Below are 23,042 nucleotides of genomic sequence, written 5' to 3' on the forward strand. Positions count from 1 at the left end.
CGGACGCCGGGTGAGGCTCAGCCCTCGGGCTGAGCCTCGTCCGTTCCGGCGACCTGTTCCGCGACCGGCTCGTCGGCGCGCAGCGTCGCGTCGACGAGTGCGTCGAGCACCAGGTCGACCTGCCAGCGGCGCGCGCCCAGCGCCATGAGCTGCTCCCGCAGCTGCGCAGTGAGCGCCTCGGGTCGCGGGTCGACGGCGGCGTCCACATCGCGCGGCGTACGTAGTCGGGGGTGATGAGGTTCTCCACGGGGAGGTGGTGCTCCTCGGCGATCGCGAGCGTCGCGTCGCGGGCCGCCTTGTACCGGCGGTCGGCGACGGGGTCGCGGTCCGCCCACGCCTTCACCGGCGGCGGGCCGTCGCCCCGCAACGTACGCGGCGGCAGCTCGTCCTCGGGGATCTGCATCGCGGCGGCGATCGCGTCCATCCACCGGTTCGCGTAGCGCTCGGCGCCACGACCGTGGAAGCCGCGGGTCGCCAGCAGCGCGTTGCGGTTGGCCGGCATCGCGGTCGCGGCGGCGACCAGTGCCGCGTCGGGGATGACCCGGCCGGGCGTCACGTCGCGGGTGCGCGCGATTTCGTCGCGGGTCTCCCACAGGGCCCGCGCCACCGCCAGGGCACGTCGTCCGCGCAGCTTGTGCAGGCCGGAGACGCGGCGCCAGGCGTCGACACGCACGGTCGGCTGGAAGTCGAGCAGGTGGGTGAACTCCTGCTGGGCCCACTCCCACTTGCCGGCCTTCTCCAGCTCGGTCTGCATGTGGTCGCGCAGCTCGACGAGCACCTCGACGTCGAGGGCGGCGTACTCCAACCACGGGTTGGGGAGCGGACGCTTGGACCAGTCGGCAGCCGAGTGCTCCTTGCGCATCCGCAGGCCGACGACCTCCTCGACCAGGGTGGCCAGGCCGACGCGGGGCATGCCCAGCAGGCGACCGGCGAGCTCGGTGTCGAAGATCGTGGTCGGCTCGAGCCCGACCTCGCGCAGGCAGGGCAGGTCCTGGGTGGCGGCGTGCAGGATCCACTCCGCGTCACCGAGCGCCTCGGCCAGCGTCGGAAGGTCGGAGTCGAAGGCGATGGGGTCGATCAGCCAGGTGCCGGAGTCGCCGCGGCGCAGCTGGATCAGGTAGGCCCGCTGCGAGTAGCGGTAGCCCGACGCACGCTCGGCGTCGAGGGCGACGGGGCCGGAGGCGCCGGCCAGGGCCGCGCAGGCCTCCTCGAGGCGGGAGGGGGTGTCAACGACGTCGGGGATGCCACCGCTCAGCGTGAGCAGGGGAGCAGGCGGCGGGGGAGTGGCCTCGGCATCCGGGGCCTTGGCATCCGCGTCCTGGGCGTCCGTGTTCTCCGCACCCGTCGGGTCCGGCTCCGTCGGCGCGGTGCCGGGTGCGTCGTCAGGGGTCATGGGGTCGTGTTGCTCCGCTGTCCACGTCGTTGGGGGAAGGCGGTGACGCCTTCGGGCACCGGCGGGAGGCCGACTGCCGTACAGAGAAGTTCACCCCATGCCTCGACGTGGGCGCGCAGGGAGGTCTGGTCGTCGTCGATGTCGGGCGTCCAGGAGGCCCTGATCTCGACCTGCGCGGTGGCCGGCTCGTCGGCCATCCCGCCGAAGCTCTCGGTGGCCACCCGGGTGACGGTGCCCGACGCCGCGCGCCAGGTTGCGCCGTGCGCGGTGAGGGCGTCGGTCAGCCAGGTCCAGGCGACCGCGCCGAGCAGCGGGTCGATGGAGAGCTCGGGGTCGATCTGGGCCCGGGAGTAGGCGACCAGGCGGAAGGTGCCCTCCCACGTGTCGTTGCCGGTGGGGTCGTGCAGCAGGATCAGCCGTCCGGTGCCGACCTCGTCCTCCTCGACCTCGACGTCGGCGGTGATGGCCGTCGCCCACGGCGCGATGCGCTGCGGTGCCGGCATCTCCTCGACGGCGACTTCGGCGCGCATCGTGGCCGAACGCATCTGGTCCAGGGCCCTGAGGAACGCGGCGGGGGGTTCCTCGACCCCCTGCCCGCGGCGAGTCTCCGAGTACGCGACCATGGGCCCACGCTAAGTCACGGTCTCGTCGGTGATGTGCCAACACGCCGCCTGACCTGCGATGATCGCCGGGTGAGCCCGTCCCCCGCCGCCGCCGACAGTGTCTTCCTCGCCGCCGCCCGCGGAGAGGCGGTGAGCCACACCCCGGTCTGGTACATGCGACAGGCGGGTCGCTCGCTGCCGGAGTACCTCAAGGTGCGTGAGGGCATCGGCATGCTCGAGTCGTGCATGGACCCCGACCTGGTCGTCGAGATCACCATGCAGCCGGTGCGTCGCTACGGCGTCGACGCCGCCATCTTCTTCTCCGACATCGTGCTGCCCTTGAAGGCCGTCGGTGTCGACCTCGACATCAAGCCCGGCGTCGGGCCGGTCGTCGCGGAGCCCGTACGCACCCTCGCCGACGTCGAGCGCATCCCCGACCTCACCCCGGAGCACGTCACCTTCATCACCCAGGCCGTGCAGGGCCTCGTCGGCGAGCTCGGCGCGACCCCGCTGATCGGCTTCGCCGGCGCCCCGTTCACCGTCGCGTCGTACCTCGTCGAGGGCGGTCCGTCGAAGGACCACGCCAAGACCAAGGCGATGATGCTCGGCGCCCCCGACGTCTGGGACGCGCTCATGCGCAAGATCGCGCAGATCGCCTCGGCCTACCTCAAGGTCCAGGTCGACGCCGGCGCCTCCGCCGTCCAGCTCTTCGACTCGTGGGCCGGCGCGCTGACCCCGCAGGACTACACCGAGCACGTCATGCCGCACTCCTCGCGCGTGCTCGCCGAGGCCGGCGAGCTGGGCGTGCCCCGCATCCACTTCGGTGTGGGCACCACCAACCTGCTCACCCTGATGGGTGAGGCCGGCGCCGACGTCGTCGGCATCGACTGGCGTACGCCGCTCGAGCGCGGCATCGAGCTCGTCGGCGACCGCGCCGTGCAGGGCAACCTCGACCCGACGCTGGTCTTCGCGCCGACTGACGTGATGACCGCCCGCGCCGCGCAGGTGATCGAGGCCGGTCGCTCCGCCAAGGGCCACATCTTCAACCTCGGCCACGGCGTCATCCCGAGCACGAACCCCGACCAGCTCAAGAAGCTGACGGACTTCGTGCACTCCTACCCGCTGGGCTGACCGCTCACCCGGACGGTGGCCGCGGCTCGCCTCCGCCTGGAGGCAGAGCACGAGGTCGCGCACCGGCGCCGACAGCTGGTGGCTGCGGTGCTGCAGCACCAGGCGTACGGCCGTGCGGTCGTCGCGCAGCGGGCGCGTGGTGAGCAGCCCCGCGGTGTGCAGCGGGTCGCCGACGACGCTGAAGTCGGGCAGCAGGGTGATGCCCAGGCCGTCGGCGACCATCAGCTTGCCGAGGTCTGCGCCGTCGGTGCTGTGTGCCCGCGGCGGCAGCTCGCTGCCGAAGAGCCGGCGGCTCCTTGCTGGTGGGGGTGGCGAGGGGATGAGTGAGAGGCAGTGCCTGTCACCCGGCAGACAGAAGCGCGCGTGGGACGACCGGGCTGCCTTGCGCCCAGCATAAGTCTAGTGTTTTGATTGACAAACGCGAGAGAGGTCTCGCGTCTGGCAGCACACGCTGGACCGACCCCCACGGAGGACCTGAGCATGACCACCACCGAGCGCGCGCCGCTCCAGTTCGCCTGCTGGGTGCCCAACGTCAGCGGCGGCCGCGTCGTCAGCAACGTCGAGCAGCGCACCGACTGGAGCTACGACTACAACGTCGAGCTGGCCCGCACCGCCGAGCGCAACGGCTTCGACTACGCGCTCACCCAGGTGCGCTACCTCGCCTCGTACGGCGCGGCGAACCAGCACGAGTCGACCTCCTTCTCGCTCGCGCTGCTGGCAGCCACCGAGCGCCTCAAGGTGATCGCGGCGGTCCACCCCGGCATGTGGCAGCGCGGCGTGCTGGCCAAGTTCCTCACCACGGCCGACCACATCTCCGGCGGCCGTGCCGCGGTCAACGTGGTCAGCGGCTGGCTCAAGAACGAGTTCACCCAGCACGGTGAGCCCTGGCTCGAGCACGGCGAGCGCTACCGCCGGGCCGAGGAGCTCATCCAGTACCTGCGCGAGGTCTGGACCGCCGACTCCGCGGAGTTCTCCGGCGACTTCTACCGCCTCCACGACTTCGCGATGCGTCCCAAGCCGCTCGACCTCCCGGGCCGCCCGCACCCCGAGATCTTCATGGGGGGCAACTCGACCGCCGCCCGCGGCATGGGTGGACGCGTCGCCGACTGGTACTTCATGAACGGCAACAGCTACGACGGCGCCCAGGAGCAGGTCGAGGAGGTGTCCGCGCACGCCGCCGCTGCCGGGCGCACCGTGAAGTTCGGCCTCAACGGCTTCATGATCGCCCGCGACACCGAGGCCGAGGCCCACGGCGTGCTCGAGGAGATCATCACCCACGCCGACCGCGAGGCCGTCGAGAGCTTCGGCGAGGCCGTGAAGCAGGCAGGTGCCTCGACAGCGGACCGCAAGGGCATGTGGGCCGACGCGAAGTTCGACGACATGGTCCAGTACAACGAGGGCTTCCGCACCGGACTCGTCGGCACGCCCGAGCAGGTCGCGACCCGGCTCCTGGAGTACCGCCGCCGCGGCGTCGACCTGATGCTCCTGGGCTTCCTGCACTTCCAGGAGGAGGTCGAGTACTTCGGCCGCGAGGTGCTGCCGGTCTACCGCGAGCTCGAGGCCCGTGACCTGGCCGTCCCGGCGGTCGCGTCGTGAGCCTCGCTCCCTCCGCCCCGTCGGAGACCCGTGTCCCCGTGCTCAGCGCCGAGACCGCCCGCGCCGAGGCGACGCGACTGCGCGACCGCTTCGCCGTGGGGGCTGTCGAGCGTGACGCGCAGCGGATCCTGCCGCACGAGCAGGTGCGTGAGCTCGCCGCCTTTGGGCTGCTGGCGATCACCGTGCCGGCTGCCCACGGCGGCGCCGACCTGCCGGTCGAGGTCGTGGCCGAGGTCGTCCGGCTGATCTCCGAGGGTGACCCCAACCTGGGCCAGATCCCGCAGAGCCACTTCGCCTACGTCAACTCGCTGCGGCTGACCGCGGCGCCCGAGCAGCAGGCGTACTTCTTCGGCGAGGTGCTGGCCGGGAAGATGTTCGGCAACGCCCAGTCCGAGCTCGGCACCAAGCACGTCCGCGACTACCGCGCGACCCTGCGCCCCGTCGGCGAGGGGGAGTGGGTGCTCGACGCCGACAAGGGCTACTGCACGGGCGCCCTCTTCGCAGACTGGATCCCCGTGCTCGCCCACCTCGACGTCGACGGCCCGCTGCACGTCGCCTGGGTCGAGCGGCACGCCGCCGGCGTCACCGTCGTCGACGACTGGGACGGCGTCGGCCAGCGCACCACGGCGAGCGGGGGCGTACGCCTCGTCGACGTCGCCGTGCGCAGCGACCGGATCACGCCCTTCCACGCGACCTTCGACGGCCGCCCGCAGACCTACGGCTCGTACGCCCAGACCCTGCACGCGGCGATCGACGCGGGCATCGCGCGTGCCGCGCTCACGGAGGCGGCTGCCTTCGTGACCACGAAGTCGCGGCCCTACCCCGACGCCGGGGTCGAGCGGCACGCGGACGACCCGTTGGTCGTGCAGGCGTTCGGCGAGATGGAGGTGGCCGTACGCGGCGCCGAGGCCCTGCTGGCCGAGGCGGCGCGGGCGGTCGACCGGGCCAACGCCGACCTGACTGCCGAGACGGCCGGTGCCGTCAGCCTCGCCCTGGCCGCCGCCCGCGCGGCGTCCACCCGCGCCAGCGTCGAGACCGCCAGCCGCCTCTTCGAGGTCGCCGGCACCCGCTCGGCCCTGGGCCGGCTCAACCTCGACCGGCACTGGCGCAACGCCCACACCCTGCACGACCCGGCCGCCTGGAAGATCCAGCACCTGGGCCGCCACACGCTCGACGGGGTCCTGCCCCCGAGCCACGGACAGATCTGACCCGAGGAGAGACGCACCATGAGCAAGCTCAAGTTCCACTGGTTCCTGCCGACCAACGGTGGCGACAGCCGCGACGTCGTCGGCGGTGGCCACGGGGTCGACGCGACCGCCTCGTCGCGTCCCGCGACCGTGTCCTACCTCGGTCAGATCGCCCGCTCGGCCGAGCAGCTCGGCTTCGAGGCGGCGCTGACGCCGACCGGCGCCTGGTGCGAGGACGCCTGGGTGAGCACGGCGATGCTCAGCAGCCTCTCGGAGCGGCTGAAGTTCCTGGTCGCCTTCCGCCCCGGCCTGGTCGCGCCCTTCCTCGGCGCGCAGATGGGTGGCACCTTCCAGAACCTCTCCGGCGGCCGCCTGGCCGTCAACGTCGTGGTCGGCGGCGAGGACCACGAGCAGCGGATGTTCGGCGACTTCTCGACCAAGGACGAGCGCTACGAGTCGGCCGGCGAGTTCCTGCACATCGTGCGTGCGCTGTGGGCCGGCGAGACGGTCAACTTCACCGGCAAGCACCACTCCGTGGAGAACGCGACGCTCCACCAGATCCCCTCGCCGGTGCCCGAGGTCTACTTCGGCGGGTCGTCGCCGGCGGCCGGTGACGTCGCTGCGAAGTACGCCGACGTCTACCTGACCTGGGGCGAGCCGCCGGCCGCCGTCAGGGAGAAGGTCGACTGGATCAAGAAGCTGGCCGCGAACGAGGGCCGCCAGCTCAAGTACGGCATCCGCCTGCACTCGATCGCCCGCGACACCTCCGAGGAGGCCTGGGCCGTGGCGAGGCGGATGCTCAACGGCATCTCCGAGGAGCAGATCGCCACGATCCAGGCGGGTCTGGCGCGCAGCGCCTCGGTCGGCCAGAAGCGGATGCTCGAGCTCAACAAGGGCTCGAAGGAGCACCTCGAGGTGCACCCCAACCTGTGGGCCGGAATCGGCCTGGTCCGCGGCGGGGCCGGCACCGCGATGGTCGGCTCGCACGCCGAGGTCGCCGACCTCGTCGAGCAGTACGTCGACGCGGGCATCACAGAGTTCGTGATGTCGGGCTACCCGCACCTGGAGGAGTCCTACCACTTCGGTGAGGGCGTCCTGCCGGAGCTGACCCGCCGCGGCCTGTGGGAGCACCCGGCCCCGGTCGGCCCGGGGAAGGCTGCCGTCCCGTTCGGTGGCGTGGCGGTGCTGCGATGAGCACTCCCCGCACCGTCGTCCTGGTCGGCAACCCGAAGCCTGCCTCACGCACGCTCGACGCTGCCCTGCTGGTGGCCCGCGCGCTCGACGGCGAGCCCGACCTGGTCGTCGACCTCGCCACCTGGGGCCCGCGACTCCTGGACTGGTCCGACGCCGAGGTCTCCGAGTTGGTCGCCCAGGTCAGCGCGGCGAAGCTGCTGGTCGTCGCCAGCCCCACCTACAAGGCCTCGTTCACCGGCCTGTTGAAGGTCTTCCTCGACCGGGTCGCCGGCGACGGCCTGGCCGGGACCGTCGCGGTGCCGCTGATGCTCTCGGCAGCCCCGCGCCACGCGATGGCCGCCGAGACCTTCCTGCGCCCCGTGCTCACCGAGCTCGGTGCCACCGTTCCCGGAGCAGCGCTGAGCGTCGTCGACAAGGCCTACGACGACCCCGCGGCGTACGAGGCGTGGCTCGCCGCCGTGCGTCCCGTCGTCGCCGCGCTGCTCGACCCGATCGCGACCCCCGTGGCCGGCTGACGCCCGCCCCCTCGAGAGGAACCCCATGACCCAGCACCAGAACGCCCGCCCGCAGCAGAGCACCGACGTGACCGACCAGCGCGCGCTGCGCGACGCGTACGGCACCTTCCCCTCCGGCGTCGTGGCCGTCGCCGCCCGCGTCGGGGGACAGCTGGTCGGCATCGCCGCCAGCTCGTTCACCTCGATCAGCGTCGAGCCTGCGCTCGTCTCCTTCTCGATCGCCAGGTCGTCGCAGACCTGGCCGGTGCTGCGCGAGGCAGGTGAGATCGGCGTCAGCGTGCTCGCCGACCACCACGACCTGCTCTGCCGCCAGCTCGCCGGGCCGGCCGACCAGCGCTTCGAGGGCCTGCGCCTGCGCACCTCGGCCGCCGGTGCGGTGCTGCTCGACGAGGCCGTCAGCACCTTCACCACGACCATCCACTCCGAGCTGGAGGCGGGCGACCACCTGATCGTGCTGCTGGAGGTGTCGGCCGTGGAGTCGGCCGGCGACCGTGAGCCGCTGGTCTTCCACCGCAGCGGCTTCCAGCGCCTGCACCGTGACGACCTCGACCCGGCGACGCTGTCGGGTCGGATCAACGGCGAGCCCGTCGAGGGCGACCGGGACGCCGACGCCGCCTGACCCGGGCCGAACCGCCCGGCGGGGGCGTGGCACATTGGGAGGCATGGCCCTCCCCGCTGCTGACGCCCCGTCGTCGTGGTCGGAGCCGGCATCGCCGGACTCGCCGCCGCCCGCCGCCTGGCCGACGTCGGCCGCCGCGTGCTGGTGCTGGAGGCGAGCGACCACCTCGGTGGCAAGCTCCGCACCGCCGAGGTCGCGGGCGTCACCGTCGACGTCGGCGCCGAGGCGATGCTCAACCGCCGCCCCGAGGGAGTGGCCCTGGCGCACTCGGTGGGCATCGAGCTGGAGCACCCCACCGTCGCCTCGTCACGGATCTGGACCCGCGGAGGGCTGCGGCCGCTGCCGCGCTCGCTGATGGGGGTGCCGCTCGACCTCGAGGGGCTCGAGGCCTCCGGCGTGCTGAGCGAGGCCGGCCTGGAGCGGGTCCGTCAGGAGCCCACGCTGCCGCCGACGGTGGTCACCGACGACGTCTCCGTCGGCGACCTGGTGGCCGCACGGTTCGGCGACGAGGTGGTCGACCGCCTCGTCGAGCCGCTCCTCGGTGGCGTGTACGCCGGTGACGCACGCCGCCTCTCGGCGCGCGCCTGCGTGCCGCAGCTGGTCGCCTTCGCGGAGCGCGGCTCGCTGCTCCAGCAGGGCTCCGCCATCCCGACGACGTACGACGTGCCGGTCTTCGCGGGCATCTCCGGGGGCATGGGGTCGTGGCCGGCGCTGCTGGCCGAGGCCCCGGGGGTCACGGTCCGCACGGGCGCGACGGTGCGCGAGCTGCGGCGTACGTCGACCGGCTGGGAGCTGGTCGTCGGACCGACCACCGCGCCGGAGGTCGTCGAGGCCAGCGGCGTGGTCCTCGCCGCGCCCGCCGCCCCCACCGCCCGGTTGCTCGCCGAGGTCGCGCCGGCCGCCAGCGCTGCGCTGGCCGGGCTGGAGTACGCCTCGATGGCCGTCATCACCTTCGCCTTCGCCCTCGACGACGTCGCCGAGCTCGACGCGACGGGCTCCTCGGGCTTCCTCGTCCCGCCGACCGAGGGGCGCCGGATCAAGGCCTCCACCTTCTCCTTCGCCAAGTGGGGCTGGGTGCGCCGCGCGGGCGAGGCCGCGGGCGTCGCCCACCTGCGTACGTCGTTGGGTCGCCACGGTGAGGAGGCCACGCTGCAGGCCAGCGACGACGAACTCGTCGCCTGGTCGCTCGGCGACCTGGGCGAGGCCACCGGGCTGCGCGCGACGCCCGTGGACGTGCACGTGCAGCGCTGGGGTGGCGGGTTGCCGCAGTACGCCGTCGGCCACCTCGACCGCGTCGCCACGGTGCGTGCCGGCCTGCCGAACGGCGTGGTCGTCGCGGGAGCTGCGTACGACGGCGTCGGGATCCCGGCCGTGATCGGCTCGGCGCACCGCGCCGTCGCGCACCTGCTGGAGTCGTGACGCCGGAGTCGTGACGTCGAGTCGCGACAGCGGTGTGGCCACGCCCACGTGGGGTCGCAGCCGCGGGACGGGCACAATGGCAGGCATGAGCGAGCAGTCCGCCCCTGAGAAGGCCAGCCAGTCCAACGCCTCCCGCATCAACGAGCTCAACGACACGATCCGCTACACGATGTGGTCGGTCTTCAAGCTCCGCGACGTCCTCGGTGACGCCGACCGTGGCGCCGAGGCGGCCGAGGTCGAGGAGCTCTTCGCGACGCTGGCCGGTGAGGACGTGAAGGTCCGCGGCACCTACGACGTCTCCGGCCTGCGCGCTGACGCCGACGTGATGATCTGGTGGCACGCCGAGGACTCGGTGCAGCTGCAGTCCGCCTACAACCGCTTCCGGCGCACGGCGTTTGGCTCGCGCCTCGAGCCGGTCTGGTCGCAGATGGCGCTGCACCGCCCGGCCGAGTTCAACCGCAGCCACATCCCGGCCTTCCTGGCCGACGAGACGCCGCGCAAGCACATCTGCGTCTACCCCTTCGTCCGCTCCTACGAGTGGTACCTGCTGGAGGACGGCGAGCGTCGCCGCATGCTCGCCGAGCACGGGCAGATGGCGCGTGGCTACGCCGACGTGCGGGCCAACACCGTCGCGTCGTTCGCGCTCGGCGACTACGAGTGGATGCTGGCCTTCGAGGCCGACGAGCTGCACCGGATCGTCGACCTGATGCGCCACCTGCGCGCCTCGGACGCCCGCAAGCACGTGCGCGAGGAAGTGCCGTTCTACACCGGCGCCCGCGTCGAGGTCAGCGAGCTGCTCGACCTGCTGCCGTGACGGGACTGCGCTGATGGCCGGGGGCGCCGTCGACTTCGCGGTGCCCGCGGAGGCTGCGTACGACTTCCTCGTCGACCCGACGCAGCGGCCGCGCTGGCAGTCGTCGTTGCGTGCCGTCGAGCTGCGCGACGGGTGGGAGCCCGGTGACCCGGTCGAGGCGGGGTTGCGCTGGGTCGACGTGACCTGGCCGGGGTTGCGGCCGCGGATGACGTTGACGCGGGCCGAGCGGCCCGGGCTGTGGGCGGAGTCGGGGGAGTGGGGCGCCTTCTCGGCGGACCTGACGCTCACCTTCACGCCCAGGGCCGCGGGCTGCCGCGTGCTCGCCGACTTCGAGGTGCGCGCCGCCGGCCGCTGGTCGCCGCTGGGGCGGGTGGCGACGGTCGCGGGCGTACGCCCGGTGCTCGCTGACCTGCGCCGGGCGGCGCGGATCCTCGGCGCGGCCTGAGCGGCGCTCAGCCCTTCGGGTGCAGGGTGATGCTGAGCGAGTTGATGCAGTAGCGGTCGCCGGTCGGGGTGCCGTAGCCGTCGGGGAAGACGTGGCCCAGGTGCGAGCCGCAGCTGGCGCAGCGCACCTCGACGCGCTTCATGCCGAACGAGTTGTCCTCGATGTACTCGATGGTGTCGGTCACCGGCTGGTAGAAGCTCGGCCAGCCGCAGCCCGAGTGGAACTTGGTGTCGGAGACGAAGAGCTCGGCGTCGCACGCCCGGCACGAGTAGGTGCCGGTCGTCTCGGTGTCGGTGTACTCGCCCGTGAACGCGCGCTCGGTGCCGGCCTCGCGCAGCACGTGGTACTCCTCGGGGGACAGCTGCTCACGCCACTCCGCGTCGGTCTTCTCCACCTTGTAACCCATGGCTCCAGCGTACGAGGCGGGGGAAGCGCGGCCCCACTAACTGTCGGCGGTCGCTGGTTGTGTTGACCCATGGAAGCGGCCACCCACACCACCGACGCAGCACTGCTACGTGAGCTGGGTGCTCACCGGCAGCTGATCGCGGCCGCTGAGTCCGAAGAGCTCGAGCTGGTCTACGCGTGGGTGGTCAGCCACCCAGCACTGGGCGAGGGTGGCGTGCTGACGGCTGACGAGTTCCCGGGCGGCGACGGTACGCCCGGGGTGGCGGCGTTCACCGCCGAACCGTTGGCGGGGGTGCTGCGGGTCTCGCCGGCGGCTGCGCAGGCGTTGCTGGCCGACACGGTCGACCTGGTGCACCGGTTGCCGCGGTTGTGGGACCAGGTGCAGGCCCTCGAGGTCGCGGTGTGGAAGGCCCGCCGGATCGCGACCGCGACGCGGAGTCTTTCGTTGGAGGCCGCGCGGTGGGTGGATCGGCAGCTGATCGGCGCTGCGGGGTCGATCGGCGCGGCGGCGTTGGACCGGTTGATCGCGCTTGCGGTCGCCCGGGTCGACCCCGAGGGCCAGAAGGAGAAGGAAGCCGCCGAGCGTGCGAAGTGGGACGTGGACCTGACCCACCCGCGGGGCTGGGCGGGCACCAGCCAGCTGACCGCCGTCGGCGACACCGTCGCTCTTGGTGAGGTGAGGGACCGGATCAGCGCCGACGCCGATGCCCTGGCTGGCGCCGGGGACGCTGACGCGGGGTGTGCGCGGCGGGTGAAGGCGCTGGTGTCGCTCGCTCGCGAAGGTGTCGACCAGCTCGCGTTCGGGTTCGGCGCCGCCGACGCCGCTGCGTCCAAGACCGGTCGCGGGGCGCCGGGGCAGGCGCTCAAGGTGTACGTCCACGCCTCGTTGGCGGACCTGGCCACGCTGAGCCAGATGGGTGATGACAGCCAAGCCGGCGCAGAGATGGCGGTCGCCGAGGTGGAGCGGCTCGGACCGATCACCACCGACCTCCTCAAGCAGTGGCTCGGGGTCACGAGGGTGAGCGTCACTCCGGTCCTCGACCTCGCCGACACCACCTGGAGCCCACGGCACGACCCGCCGCCACGGATGCGCGACCAGGTGGTGCTGCGGCACCGCGGCTGCGTCTTTCCGTTCTGCGGCCGCAACGCCCGCTCCGGCGACCTCGACCACGTCGCTCCTTGGGCCCCCGACGACCATGCAACTCCGGGGACCACCCCCGACAACCTCGCCCCGCTGTGCCGACGCCACCACCGCGCCAAGACCGACGGGCGCTGGCGCTACGTCGTACTGGCCGAACCAACAACCGGCCCGGATGACAGACCGGGCCACCCACCCGACCACCTCTGGACCGGCCCCCACGGCCAGACCTTCCTCGTCACCGGCGGCCGGACCATCGCCCTCGGCGACCCCTGAGGCTCTCGCACGCAGGGAAGTCGGTGCACCCCTCGGGGCGGAGAAGCCGAGGGGCGCACCGGGTCAGTGAGGGCTCAACGTGCGTTCAACGTGGCTTCAGTGGTCGTGCCCGTGGTCGCCCGCGGCGTCGGCCGCGACGCCCGTGGTCACGACGAGCTCGACGGCCGGGTGCGGCAGGTCGAGGCGGCGTACGACCTCGGCGCGCTCCAGGTCGACGACCACGAGCTCGTTGGTCAAGGCGTCGCTGACGTAGGCGTACGACCCGGCGACCTCCAGCACGGGACCGGGCTCCTGCCAGTCGTCCTTCTCGCGCCACGGCTTGATCGCCTGGATGCGGGCGACCTCCTTGCCGGTCTCCTCGTCGAGGACCCGCAGGGTGCCGTCGTACGTGAGGACCACCGCCTCGCCGTGCGGTCCACGGCCGAGCGAGCGGAACCAGTACGAGCTGCCGAGGTCGGCCGTCCGCAGGGTGTCGGTGCGGGTGTCGAGGAGTCCGACCTGCTCGGGCCGCTCGAGGTCGGCGTCGGGGTCGACCTTCCAGTCGGTCAGGACGACGGGGGAGTCGGGGTGGCCGGCCAGGTTGCCGGTGCGGACGTACGGCCGGTCGACCTCCACCTTGCGGAACTCGCCCTTCCGCAGCACGACGGGGCCGTCCTCGCAGCCCAGCACGACGACGACGTCGTCGCCGACGATCGGGGCCGCGGTCGCCTCGCCGTGGACGCCGGGGCACGCGTCGGTCTCGGCGACCACCTGGCCGTCGCGGATGACCTGCGCGCTCGACCGCTCCTTCTCGGTGCCCTGGGTGGTGAGCAGCGAACCGTCGGCCAACGTCAGGGCCACGCCGTGGTGGGGAGCGTCGGTGCGGTGCTCGGCGTAGGCGTCCGGGTCGGTCAGCTCGTCGGTGTCGACGACGCTGATCTCGCCAGTTCCGTCGGCGAAGAAGGTGGTGCGGCCGGCGTGGGGGACGACGTGGCCGGCGCCCTCAGCCGCGCGGACCTGGTCGAGGAGCCCGGGCGTGAAGGTGCGGAAGTGGGCGTGGTCGCCGTGCTGGTCGGCGCTCAGGCCGGTGTCGTAGAGGCGGAATCCCGCGTCGCCGGCGATCGCGACGTGCCGGCCGTCGCCGGTCTCGGAGAGCCGCACGAAGGCGTCGTCCTCGACCGCGTCGAGCGTCTCTCCCGTTTCGGTGTCGAGGAGCAGCAGTCCCTCCGTGTGCGCGACCAGGGCGCGGGGGACCAGCTTCCTGACCTCGGTGGACTCCGCCCCGGCGGCAGGGCGGTCGCGGGCGGGATCGGGTGAGTCGGTGGTCGTGCCGCAGCTCGTCAGCAGGGCAAGGGCGCAGAGGCTGGGGACAAGGACATGGCGTGTACGTCGGTGGTTTCATGGGCCAGAACCGTACATGACAATGAGAATCATTCTCAATAGGGGTGGGAGTCAGTGTGGTGCGCGCGCCCGGGAGCCACTGTCGGCCGGTACCTCTAGCGTGGCCTCCATGGCGAAGACGACCGAGGCATACGTGCAGGCTGGCGAGCGAGAGGTACGCGTCTCGTCGCCCGAGCGGGTGATCTACGAGGCCACCGACGCGACCCCGGAGGACGAAGCTGCAGGTGGCGCAGTACTTCGCCGACGTCGAGGACGGGCTGATGCGCGCCCTGCGCGACCGCCCCACCGCGATGGAGCGCTGGCCCTCGGGGTGGCGTGAAGGGATGCAGCTGGCCACCGGCCCGCAGGACAAGGACGCCGACGGCTTCTACCAGAAACGCGTGCCACGCGGCGCTCCCGACTACCTCGAGACGGCCCGCATCACGTTCCCGTCCGGCCGCACCGCCGACGAGATGTGTCCGACCGAGATCGCCGTCCCCGTCTGGGCCGCCCACATGGGCACGCTCACCTTCCACCCGTGGCCGGTCCGCCGTGACGACGTCGACCACCCCGACGAGCTGCGCATCGACCTCGACCCGCAACCGGGCACCGACCTGCGCGACGCCGTCCGGGTCGCGCTGGTCGCCCAGGAGCTGCTCGCCGACCTGGGCATGACCGGCTTCGTGAAGACCTCGGGCAACCGCGGCCTCCATGTCTACGTCCGCATCGAGCCGCGCTGGGAGTTCGCCGAGGTCCGCCACGCCGCCATCGCCTTCGGCCGTGAGCTCGAGAAGCGCGACGACGGCGTCACCACCGCCTGGTGGAAGGAGGAGCGCGGGGAGAGGATCTTCGTCGACTTCAACCAGAACACCCGTGACCGCACCATCGCCTGGCCTACTCCCTGCGCCCGCGGCCCGGCGCGCCGGTCTCGACGCCGCTCGACTGGGACGAGCTCGCCGACCTGACGGACCCGGCGCAGCTCAACCTCTTCACCATCCCCGAGCGGCTGGCCGACCGCGGCGACGCGTGGGCGGCGATCGACGACACCGCGTACTCCCTCGAACCGCTGCTCGAGAAGTGGGCCGAGCATCCCGTCGAGCTCAACTTCCCACCCGACCACCCCAAGATGCCGGGCGAGCCGCCGCGCGTGCAGCCCTCCAAGAAGGTCGCCTCGCACTGGGACGAGGAGGGCAACCGCATCGAGTGAGGCGTGACGTGGTCGACGTCACACCAGTTTCTCCAAAGGTCCGCGCGCGCCCGGATCGGGACGTACCTTGTGAGAAACCTGCTCGTAACAACCCGTGGGGGGCGGTCCGATGAGGCAGCAGCACAGCAGCGCACGCAGGGTGCGACGTGGGGGAGTGGCCTTGGCGGTGGCCACCCTCGTCGCGTTGACGGCGTCGGCCTGTGGTGACGACGACGGCAAGGGGGCTGCGAGCGCAGAGGCCTCCGGCTCCTCCGTGAAGGTCTTCATGGTCGACGACGACGGCAATCTCGTCGGCGTCGAGAAGGAGGTCGACGGGGCCGAGCAGATGCGGCCGCAGGGCCGTGCGCTCGCGGCCGTCAAGCTCCTCGTCTCCACGACGACCGCCAAGGGCGACAGCCCGCTCAGCCACTGGGGTGGCCGATGTGCCGCCGGCGCCAAGGTCGAGGGTCTGGAGGAGGAGGGCCGGGTCATCAGCGTGCGCGTCAACGGTCCCGCCGGGGTCATGTGCTCGCGCTCCGGCGCCGAGCTCACCCAGCAGCGCCAGCAGCTGGCGTGGACCGTCATCGAGAACATGGGCGCCGACCCCAGCACCCCGGTCCGCCTCTACGGGCCCAACCGTGCCGTGATGTGGGAGGACGTCGTGGCGAGCGAGAAGGTCCTCGCCGACTGAGCACCTGACGGTTCGCGGGGCCTTCCGGCCCCGGCGAGGTCGTCGACCCCCGGCGTCCTGCGGTGACTTCCGCAGGAACGTTGGGGGGTCCTTCGTTTGAATCCAGTTAAAGTCGAGTAAGTTGCTCGCATAACTCACGGTTCGTTCGAAGGAAGTGCGTCATGGGCCCCGTCATCGGCTACGTCCCCGGTGTGTTCGACCTGTTCCACATCGGCCACCTCACCATGCTGCGCCACGCCCGGCAGCACTGCGACGTACTGGTCGCCGGAGTGGTCTCCGACGAGGTCTGTCTGGCCGGCAAGGGGGTGCAGCCCACCGTGCCCGAGGCCGAGCGCGCCGAGATCGTCGAGGCGATCGGCATCGTCGACGCCGTCTACGTCGAGCGCTCCCTCGACAAGGCCGAGGCCTGGGCGCAGGTCGGCTTCAAGCGCCTCTTCAAGGGCGACGACTGGCGCGGCACCGCCAAGGGCGACGCGCTCGAGCGGCAGATGCGCGGCCTCGGCGTCGAGCTCGTCTACTTCCCCTACACGATGCACACCTCCAGCACCGCCCTGCGCCGCAAGCTCGGTGTCCCCGGCGAGCGCGTCTCGTGAGCGCCCCCACGGCTGAGCGCACGACGGCCCCGCCGACGCCTGCCACCGGCGTACGCGTGGACGACGCGGGCGTCCTGGTGCCCGGGGCCCCCGGCCCGTTGGTCCTGCGCGTCGACGGCACCTACGTCTGGTCGTTCACGCCGGCCCGCGACGGACGCCCCGAGCGCGACGGCCTGCTCGTCGCCTGGCCGCCCGTCCTGCGCCCCTACCTGAAGGGCCGCGCCCGGGTCACCGTCACCGACGTGCCGGGCTCGACGGTGCTCCACGACGCCGAGGTCTCGTTCGGCGGCGGCGCCGGTCCGGTCGCCATCGTCGACTCCTCGGGCCACCCGCTCTGCGTCGACAAGGTCGGTCACCTCACCCGCTCCTTCGCCGACACCGCCCACGAGGTCCGCGAGGAGATCCTCCTCGGCACCCAGCGCGCGCTGCGCGACCTGCGCGAGGGCGCCGGCGTCGAGGCCTACCTCAACTACGGCGCGCTGCTCGGCGCGGTCCGCGACGGCGCGATGATCGCCCACGACTCCGACACCGACGTCTGCTACGTCTCGAAGCACGAGTCGCCCGCCGACGTCATCGCCGAGTCCTACCGGGTCGAGCGCGAGATGCTGCGCCGCGGCTGGAGCCTGCTGCGCATGTCGGGGGGTGACATCAAGCTGCTGCTGCCCCTCAGCGACGGCCGCAACTGCCACATCGACGTCTTCGTCGCCTTCTGGGTCCGGGGCACCTTCTACCAGCTCGGCAACCGCTCGGGGCAGCTCGAGCGCAGCGCCGTGCTGCCGCTGTCGACCATCGAGCTGCACGGCCACACGTTCCCCGCGCCCGCCGACCCCGAGGCGATGCTCGCCTTCGTCTACGGCCCCGGCTGGCGGGTGCCCGACCCGTCGTTCACCTACGCCGACCCCCGGGCAGGCGTACGCCGCCTCGACGGCTGGCTGCGCGGCTTCCGCACCCACATGGGTCGCTGGACCGAGTTCCACATCGGCCCCGGACGCCAGGTCCGGCTCCGGCGCAGCCCGTTCGCGGTCTGGGTCCGGCGCCAGGTCGGTGCCGGCGATCCGATCGCCGACATCGGCGCCGGCGCGGGCTGCGACGCCCTCTTCTACGGTCGCAAGGGTCACCCGGTACGGGCGTACGACTACTCCCGCGTCGCCCGTTCGCGGGCCAGGGGGCTGACCCAGCGCAACTGCGTCGCCGCGCGCATCGACAAGCTGATCCTCGGTGAGCTGCGGACCGTGCTGCTCACCGGTGCCGAGCTGGCGCGCGACCCGCACCACCTCACGGCCCGCCTGGTCCTCGGAGCGCTGGAGGACCACGAGCGCGACAACTTCTGGCGGCTGGCCCGGATGGCCCTGCGCGGCAGCGACCGGTCGCTCTTCGTCGAGTTCAGCGCCCGGGTGCCGGGCGTCGTGGCCGACGACGGCAGCCGGCTCGACACCCCCGGCCCGGACCACCTGGTGCACCGGCTCTCGCCGCGCACCGTACGCCGCGAGGTCGAGGCCGCCGGCGGTGTCGTCGAGCTCGTCGAGATCGCGCCCGGTCTCGACGTCACCGAGGCCGAGGACCCGGCCGTCTGCCGGATGCGGATCACCTTCCCGCGCACGCCGTCACCTCCGCCGTCACCTCCGCCGTCACGCCGACCCCCGCAGCACTGCCCGAGAGGACCCAGCCATGAGCACCAGTCACGCAGCCCCCGCCAGCCCATCGCCCAGAAGGTCGCCGGCCGCGTGGCCTGGGCCAAGGAGAAGGCGCGCCGCGCCCGCGACCAGCGGCTCGGAGTGCACGCCCGCCTGGCCGCCCTGGAGGCCGAGGTGCAGGAGAACCGCCACCTCAACCGCCGCATCACCGAGCTCACCGACGTGGTCGGCGAGCTCCTGGTGCCGCTGCACGCCCGCGACGAGGAGCGCGTCGCCGAGGTGCTGGCGGCCTACCGCAGGAGCATCTGAGCGCTGCTCACTTCTCCCTGCTCATTTCTCCCAAGGCGCCGCGACCGGGAACTGGTGCTCCATCGCCTCGGTGAGCATGGCCGAGACGGCGTCCTCGTCGAAGGCGGAGTCGTGGTTGTCGGCGATGCAGAAGAAGTCCAGGTCGCGGCGGCGCAGCGCGCGCAGCTGACCCTGGACGTTCTGGTGGCCCAGGTCGACGTAGGCGTGCTCCGCGGTCGCGGGGAACGCTGCGCCGGTCAGCAGTCCGTAGTGCTGCGCGAACGACGACAGCAGTGACAGGTCCGTCTCGGAGCGGAAGGGGGCGTACGTCGTCGCGCGGTGCTCGACGGGGAAGCGCTCCTCGATCTCGGCCAGGACCGAGCGGCGCATCGGGTGCGGGCTGTGTGCCATGGTGTGGGTGAGGTTGACCCCGAAGGTCTCGCGCAGCAGGCGCTGGTTGTTCCACGCCGCGTGCAGGTAGGCCAGCTCCTCCGAGCCGGGCAGCCCGACCGGGCGCAGCGCCTCGAAGGTGGCGAACGCGCCGGCCGCGGAGAAGAAGAGCTCCGGTCGCAGCGGGCGGCCCAGCATCACGTCGTCGTTGACGTAGAGGAAGTGCTCGGCCAGGTCGGGCACGTGGTGCAGCCGCGACTCGATCGCGTGCGACGAGAAGGTCGGCAGCGCGTCGGCCGGGAAGATGTCGCGGTGGTCGACCAGCGCGATCTTCTCGTGGCTGGTGTCGAGCCACGCCGGCACCTGCCCGGCGGTGACCAGGTGGATGCGGCGCACCCACGGCGCGAAGAGGTGGAGGCTGCGCATCGACCAGCGCAGCTCGTCGCGGCTGCGGTAGCGCGCGGCCCCGCTGGACGACTCGGTCGTCGCGGCCCCGGTACGCCCCGCCAGCCGCTCGGCGCGCGCCGCCTGCCAGGCGGGATCGTCACCGTCGACCCAGGTGTAGACGACGTCGACCTCGACGCGGGTGTCGTGCACTGTCGGCAGCATTGTCGCCGGGATCGCGCGCACGCCCACGCCCCACACCTCGGCCTCGACGGTCTCGGTCTCGGCGGGGAGTCGCGGACCGAAGCGCGACGGGCCGGGCGCGATCAGCGCGCCGGTGGCGTCGGGCTGCCAGAACTCCACGCGTACGCCCTGACCGGCGAGCAGGCCGCGGTGGCCGCCGCGACCGGGCCACGGCTCGAGGTGCAGCGCGCCGCTGCCGGAGCGGCGCAGCGCCTCGGCCATCGCCTCGACGGTGCCGCGGCGCTCGGGCCAGCCGTTCTCCTCCGGCTCGAGCAGGCTCAGCCACACCGGGGGAGCGGCGTCGACCAGCGCGGTCAGGAAGTCGGCGCGCCTGTGCGACGGCACCACGACGACGGCGGTCGGGTCGTCGCCGTGCGGCGGCAGGACGCACCAGGTCGCCCCGGCGGCGGCGCGACGGGCGGCGCCGGCGGCGTGCTCGAGCGCGGTGCGGCGGGCCTCGACCGGTGTGATCCCCACGGCAGAGTCGCCGACGGCCAGCTTGCCGATCGGGCCGACGGTGCGCCCGTGCAGCACCTTGCGGGGGGCCAGCGGGTCGCGACGCCGGGCGACGGCGCGGTGGAAGACCTCCACCCACTCCAGCGCCAGCGTGTCGGCCGACCACTGCTGCGCGGAGAGGCGCGCGGCGGCGCCCATGGTGCGGCGTACGTCGTCGTCGAGCGCGAGGTGGCGCATCGCGGCGGCCAGCCCGGCGCGCGACTCCGGCGGCACCAGGTAGCCGTCGACGCCGTCGGTGATGATCTCGCGCGGACCGGCTGGCACGTCGTAGCTGACGACCGGGACGCCGGCGGCCATGGCTTCCTGCAGCACCAGGCCGAACCCTTCGGCGCGCGAGGTCAGCAGGCCGACGCTGCCACGCGCCCACTCGGTGGGCATGTCGTCGGTCGAGCCTGGCAGCTCGACGCGCCCGGTGAGGCCGCGACGGCGTACGAGCGCCTCCAGCGAGGCCCGGCGGGGGCCCTCGCCCCAGATCCGTAGCCGCCAGTCGGGCAGCTCGTCGGCGATCGAGGCGAAGGCGTCGACCATCTGCTCGAAGCGCTTTTCCACCGAGAGGCGACCGGCGGCGACGAAGACCTTCTCCTCCAGCGTCGCGCGGGGCGCGGGCGTCGGCGGGAGCGGGTTGGGCATGACGACCATGTCGGGCGCGGCGCCGCGCAGCTGGGCGGCGAGCCAGTCGTTCATGGAGCCGGTCAGGGAGGCGACGACGTCGGCGCGCGGGGCGAAGGTCAGCAGCGCGTCCATGTCGTAGACACGGGTCGAGGACGCCCGGTGCTCCTGGTGGACCACCGCCACCGACGGCGGCGCGAGCTGCACGACGGCGGCGAGCAGCTCGGGGATGGTGGTGACGAGGACGTCGACGTCGACCGTCGGGAGGAACTCCTGCAGCACCACGTCGGTGAGACCGTCGTACGTCGCGTCCCAGCGCCGCGGGACCAGCGTCGCCTCGCGCTGCGCCAGGGTCGCAGCCTGGGCCGGGGTGGCGACGCCGCGGCGCAGGGGTCGCGGCGCCTCGGGGTCGCGGACGTCGAGCAGGTGGGTGACGGTGACCCGGGGGTCGACCTCGTAGTGCGGTCGGTCGGCGGTGCGCAGCAGCGACAGCAGGGTGACGTCGTGGCCCTCCGGCAGCGCGGCGAGCGCGTTGGCCTGGGTGATCACCGAGCGCTCGGTGCCGGCGCCGCCGTCGATGGTGTGCACGACGAAGCCGATCCGCAGCCGCTTGGGCGTGCGGGCGCGCAGCTGGCCGGCGGCGCTGCGCAGCCGCCCGGAGAGGCCTGTCACAGATCGGTCGTGAGGTGGCGGACCTCGTGCTCGATGAGGTGCAGCACCGGGACGCCGAGCTTGCGGCGGGCGCGCGAGGTCCAGTCGACGTGGAAGAACTCCGAGACCAGGTGCGGGCTGGTCAGCACGATGGCCTCGCTGGCGTCGACCTGCTTGGTTCGAGGCGAGCGCGCCGACCGGCTCGGAGTCGAAGACGACGCCGCGGGCGGTGGCCCCGGCCGTACGCAGCGCCGCGAGGCTGCGGGTCAGCTCGCCCTCGGCGGCCTCCTCGCTCTCCTCGCGCAGCTTCTCCAGGTCGAGGTCGTTGACGACCGCCGGGGCCGCCAGCATCTCGCCGGCGCCGAGCGAGCCGAGCGCTGCCTCGATCCGCGCCGAGGCGTCCTCGAGCGGGATGAGCACGTGGTAGACGACCTCGTCGGCGATCTGGTCGTGGAGGCCGAAGATCTGGGCGGCGTCGGCGGGACTGACCTCGTGCTCGGCCAGGACCACGACGTCGTAGGTGCCGATGCCGTCGTCGATCGGTTCGTTGCTGCTGGTCTGCTCGGTCATGACGGGCTCCCTCAGTCGTCGGTGCCCAGAATCCTAGCGAGGTCGTACCTGACCGGTTCGTCCAGTTGCTCGTAGCCGCACGAGTGCGGATCGCGGTCGGGGCGCCACCGCTGGAACTGCGCGGTGTGGCGGAAGCGACGACCCTCCATGTGGTCGTACTTCACCTCCAGCACCCGCTCGGGACGCAGCGGCGTGAAGGCCAGGTCCTTGCCCGCGCTCCAGCGGCTCTGGGTGCCCGGGACGCGGTCGGGGTTGGCGATCGCCCACTGGCCCCACGGGTGCTCGGAGAGGTCGCAGACAAGGTCGGCCAGCTCCTCCATCAGCTCGGCGCGGCGGGCAGCGGTGAAGCTGGCCGCGACGCCGACGTGGTGGAGCTGCAGGTCGCCGTCGACGTCGTCGTACAGCCCCAGCAGGAGGCTGCCGAGCAGCGGCTTCTCGGGGGTGGAGGTCTTGTGCTCGCGGTAGCCGGCGAGCACCACGTCGGCGGTGCGCACGTGCTTGACCTTCACCATCGTGCGCTTGTTGGGGGTGTAGACGGCGTCGAGCGGCTTGGCGACGACGCCGTCCAGCCCGGCGCCCTCGAACTGGGTGAACCACTCGGTCGCCTCGTCGACGTCGTCGGTGGTGCGCGACAGGTGGCAGCGTCCGCCGAGCATCGACCCGTCGCTCCCGGTCGTGGGGGAGAGGTGGGCCAGGGCCTCCTCGAGGGCGGCGCGCCGCTCCGCGAACGGACGGTCGAGGAAGGAGTCGTCGCCCAGCGCGAGCAGGTCGAAGGCGACGAAACCGGCGGGCGTGGTCTCCGAGAGCATCGTCACCCGCGACTTCGCGGGGTGGATCCGCTCCGAGAGCGCGTCGAACTGGAGCCGCTGCTGCCCGTCGTCGGTGGGCAGCGCGACGAAGAGCTCGCCGTCGAGGACCACCCGCTCGGGCAGGTCGCGCAGCACCGCCTCGACGACCTCGGGGAAGTAGCGGGTCAGCGGCTTGGTGTTGCGGCTGGCGAGCTCGACCTCGTCGCCGTCGCGGAAGACGATGCAGCGGAAGCCGTCCCACTTCGGCTCGAAGCTCATCCCTCCACCCGTGGGCACCTTCGGCGCCGAGGTGGCGAGCATGGGGAGCAGGGGCGGCATCACGGGAAGGTCCACGCTGGCGAATCTAGTCCTGCGGCCACAGGTAGGGTGTGGCCCACTTCACGGC

19 protein-coding genes and 2 pseudogenes are annotated in these 23,042 nt (G+C 72.6%); 14 read left to right on the forward strand and 7 right to left on the reverse strand.

All coding sequences use genetic code 11. The features are described from left to right. Positions 1–17: 17 nt before the first annotated feature. From E2C04_RS21220 to E2C04_RS03665, 3 genes and pseudogenes are all read right to left on the reverse strand, one after another. Positions 18–206 carry a hypothetical protein gene (locus tag E2C04_RS21220; RefSeq protein ID WP_338088802.1) on the reverse strand — a complete coding sequence of 63 codons (189 nt, stop codon included), beginning with the start codon at positions 204–206 and terminating at the stop codon, positions 18–20. Beyond that, a pseudogene (locus tag E2C04_RS03660) lies at positions 197–1,393 on the reverse strand (ribonuclease D); the annotation flags it as partial. The pseudogene E2C04_RS03660 and the gene E2C04_RS21220, both read right to left, overlap by 10 nt. Beyond that, positions 1,390–2,016 (reverse strand): DUF3000 domain-containing protein, encoded by a 627-nt coding sequence (locus E2C04_RS03665; protein WP_135831583.1) that lies wholly within the window; start codon positions 2,014–2,016, stop codon positions 1,390–1,392. The pseudogene E2C04_RS03660 and the gene E2C04_RS03665, both read right to left, overlap by 4 nt. 69 nt (positions 2,017–2,085) lie before the next feature. Here E2C04_RS03665 and hemE point away from each other — a divergent pair, with 69 nt between their 5' ends. The 9 genes from hemE to E2C04_RS03715 all read left to right on the forward strand — a co-directional run bounded on the left by hemE (position 2,086) and on the right by E2C04_RS03715 (position 10,915). Beyond that, positions 2,086–3,126 (forward strand): uroporphyrinogen decarboxylase, encoded by a 1,041-nt coding sequence (hemE, locus tag E2C04_RS03670; RefSeq protein ID WP_135831584.1) that lies wholly within the window; start codon positions 2,086–2,088, stop codon positions 3,124–3,126. Between the two features lie 480 nt (positions 3,127–3,606). Beyond that, the gene (sfnG, locus tag E2C04_RS03680) at positions 3,607–4,722 is read left to right on the forward strand and encodes a dimethylsulfone monooxygenase SfnG (RefSeq protein ID WP_135831585.1); all 1,116 of its coding nucleotides are present in this window, start codon (positions 3,607–3,609) and stop codon (positions 4,720–4,722) included. Beyond that, complete coding sequence (locus E2C04_RS03685) at positions 4,719–5,930, forward strand: SfnB family sulfur acquisition oxidoreductase (protein ID WP_229721328.1); 1,212 nt, start codon at positions 4,719–4,721, stop codon at positions 5,928–5,930. Before sfnG ends, E2C04_RS03685 begins: the two co-directional genes overlap by 4 nt. 18 nt (positions 5,931–5,948) lie before the next feature. Further along, positions 5,949–7,103 carry an LLM class flavin-dependent oxidoreductase gene (locus tag E2C04_RS03690; protein WP_135831586.1) on the forward strand — a complete coding sequence of 385 codons (1,155 nt, stop codon included), beginning with the start codon at positions 5,949–5,951 and terminating at the stop codon, positions 7,101–7,103. Continuing rightward, on the forward strand, positions 7,100–7,618 hold the full coding sequence (locus tag E2C04_RS03695) for an NADPH-dependent FMN reductase (RefSeq protein WP_135831587.1): 519 nt from the start codon (positions 7,100–7,102) through the stop codon (positions 7,616–7,618). The genes E2C04_RS03690 and E2C04_RS03695 overlap by 4 nt, the downstream gene beginning before the upstream one ends. Positions 7,619–7,643: 25 nt before the next feature. Then, the gene (locus E2C04_RS03700) at positions 7,644–8,237 is read left to right on the forward strand and encodes a flavin reductase family protein (protein WP_135831588.1); all 594 of its coding nucleotides are present in this window, start codon (positions 7,644–7,646) and stop codon (positions 8,235–8,237) included. Positions 8,238–8,312: 75 nt separating this feature from the next. Beyond that, entirely contained in the window at positions 8,313–9,656 is a 1,344-nt protein-coding gene (locus E2C04_RS03705) for an FAD-dependent oxidoreductase (protein ID WP_135831589.1), read from the forward strand. Positions 9,657–9,741: 85 nt separating this feature from the next. After that, on the forward strand, positions 9,742–10,470 hold the full coding sequence (gene hemQ / locus E2C04_RS03710) for a hydrogen peroxide-dependent heme synthase (RefSeq protein WP_135831590.1): 729 nt from the start codon (positions 9,742–9,744) through the stop codon (positions 10,468–10,470). Between the two features lie 13 nt (positions 10,471–10,483). After that, on the forward strand, positions 10,484–10,915 hold the full coding sequence (locus tag E2C04_RS03715; RefSeq protein WP_135831591.1) for an SRPBCC family protein: 432 nt from the start codon (positions 10,484–10,486) through the stop codon (positions 10,913–10,915). 7 nt (positions 10,916–10,922) lie between these two features. On the opposite strand, the gene msrB is transcribed toward E2C04_RS03715, so the two are convergent. Further along, positions 10,923–11,321: a peptide-methionine (R)-S-oxide reductase MsrB gene (gene msrB / locus E2C04_RS03720; protein ID WP_135831592.1), complete on the reverse strand. Its 399-nt coding sequence runs from the start codon at positions 11,319–11,321 to the stop codon at positions 10,923–10,925. Between the two features lie 69 nt (positions 11,322–11,390). Between msrB and E2C04_RS03725 the strand changes: the two genes are divergently transcribed. Further along, a complete protein-coding gene (locus E2C04_RS03725) occupies positions 11,391–12,734 on the forward strand; it encodes an HNH endonuclease (protein ID WP_135831593.1) in 1,344 nt (447 codons plus the stop codon). Positions 12,735–12,830: 96 nt separating this feature from the next. Here E2C04_RS03725 and E2C04_RS03730 read toward each other — a convergent pair whose 3' ends face one another. Continuing rightward, on the reverse strand, positions 12,831–13,874 hold the full coding sequence (locus tag E2C04_RS03730) for a YncE family protein (protein ID WP_202977884.1): 1,044 nt from the start codon (positions 13,872–13,874) through the stop codon (positions 12,831–12,833). 500 nt (positions 13,875–14,374) lie between these two features. Between E2C04_RS03730 and E2C04_RS03735 the strand changes: the two are divergent. From E2C04_RS03735 to E2C04_RS03750, 4 genes and pseudogenes are all read left to right on the forward strand, one after another. Beyond that, a pseudogene (locus E2C04_RS03735) lies at positions 14,375–15,300 on the forward strand (DNA polymerase domain-containing protein). Between the two features lie 166 nt (positions 15,301–15,466). Then, entirely contained in the window at positions 15,467–15,970 is a 504-nt protein-coding gene (locus tag E2C04_RS03740; RefSeq protein WP_135831595.1) for a hypothetical protein, read from the forward strand. A 161-nt stretch (positions 15,971–16,131) separates the two neighbouring features. After that, positions 16,132–16,563: an FAD synthase family protein gene (locus E2C04_RS03745; RefSeq protein ID WP_135831596.1), complete on the forward strand. Its 432-nt coding sequence runs from the start codon at positions 16,132–16,134 to the stop codon at positions 16,561–16,563. Continuing rightward, entirely contained in the window at positions 16,560–18,506 is a 1,947-nt protein-coding gene (locus E2C04_RS03750; protein ID WP_135831597.1) for a DUF6752 domain-containing protein, read from the forward strand. Before E2C04_RS03745 ends, E2C04_RS03750 begins: the two co-directional genes overlap by 4 nt. A 21-nt stretch (positions 18,507–18,527) precedes the next feature. Here the strand turns inward: E2C04_RS03750 and E2C04_RS03755 are convergent, their stop codons facing one another. Together E2C04_RS03755 and E2C04_RS03765 are read right to left on the reverse strand one after the other, a co-directional pair. Continuing rightward, entirely contained in the window at positions 18,528–21,848 is a 3,321-nt protein-coding gene (locus E2C04_RS03755; RefSeq protein ID WP_238694414.1) for a stealth conserved region 3 domain-containing protein, read from the reverse strand. Positions 21,849–21,859: 11 nt separating this feature from the next. Beyond that, positions 21,860–22,990 carry an ATP-dependent DNA ligase gene (locus tag E2C04_RS03765; RefSeq protein ID WP_135831599.1) on the reverse strand — a complete coding sequence of 377 codons (1,131 nt, stop codon included), beginning with the start codon at positions 22,988–22,990 and terminating at the stop codon, positions 21,860–21,862. Between the last annotated feature and the right edge of the window lie 52 nt (positions 22,991–23,042).

The organism is Nocardioides daphniae, assembly GCF_004777465.1.
Classification (GTDB): Bacteria; Actinomycetota; Actinomycetes; order Propionibacteriales; family Nocardioidaceae; genus Nocardioides; species Nocardioides daphniae.

Excerpts from the sequence above, each read along its gene's own strand:
- E2C04_RS03665 (WP_135831583.1), bottom strand. The coding sequence starts at position 2,016 with ATGGTCGCGTACTCGGAGACTCGCCGCGGGCAGGGGGTCGAGGAACCC.
- sfnG (WP_135831585.1), top strand. The coding sequence starts at position 3,607 with ATGACCACCACCGAGCGCGCGCCGCTCCAGTTCGCCTGCTGGGTGCCC.
- E2C04_RS03690 (WP_135831586.1), top strand. The coding sequence starts at position 5,949 with ATGAGCAAGCTCAAGTTCCACTGGTTCCTGCCGACCAACGGTGGCGAC.
- E2C04_RS03695 (WP_135831587.1), top strand. The coding sequence starts at position 7,100 with ATGAGCACTCCCCGCACCGTCGTCCTGGTCGGCAACCCGAAGCCTGCC.
- E2C04_RS03700 (WP_135831588.1), top strand. The coding sequence starts at position 7,644 with ATGACCCAGCACCAGAACGCCCGCCCGCAGCAGAGCACCGACGTGACC.
- hemQ (WP_135831590.1), top strand. The coding sequence starts at position 9,742 with ATGAGCGAGCAGTCCGCCCCTGAGAAGGCCAGCCAGTCCAACGCCTCC.
- E2C04_RS03715 (WP_135831591.1), top strand. The coding sequence starts at position 10,484 with ATGGCCGGGGGCGCCGTCGACTTCGCGGTGCCCGCGGAGGCTGCGTAC.
- msrB (WP_135831592.1), bottom strand. The coding sequence starts at position 11,321 with ATGGGTTACAAGGTGGAGAAGACCGACGCGGAGTGGCGTGAGCAGCTG.
- E2C04_RS03725 (WP_135831593.1), top strand. The coding sequence starts at position 11,391 with ATGGAAGCGGCCACCCACACCACCGACGCAGCACTGCTACGTGAGCTG.
- E2C04_RS03745 (WP_135831596.1), top strand. The coding sequence starts at position 16,132 with ATGGGCCCCGTCATCGGCTACGTCCCCGGTGTGTTCGACCTGTTCCAC.
- E2C04_RS03755 (WP_238694414.1), bottom strand. The coding sequence starts at position 21,848 with ATGACCGAGCAGACCAGCAGCAACGAACCGATCGACGACGGCATCGGC.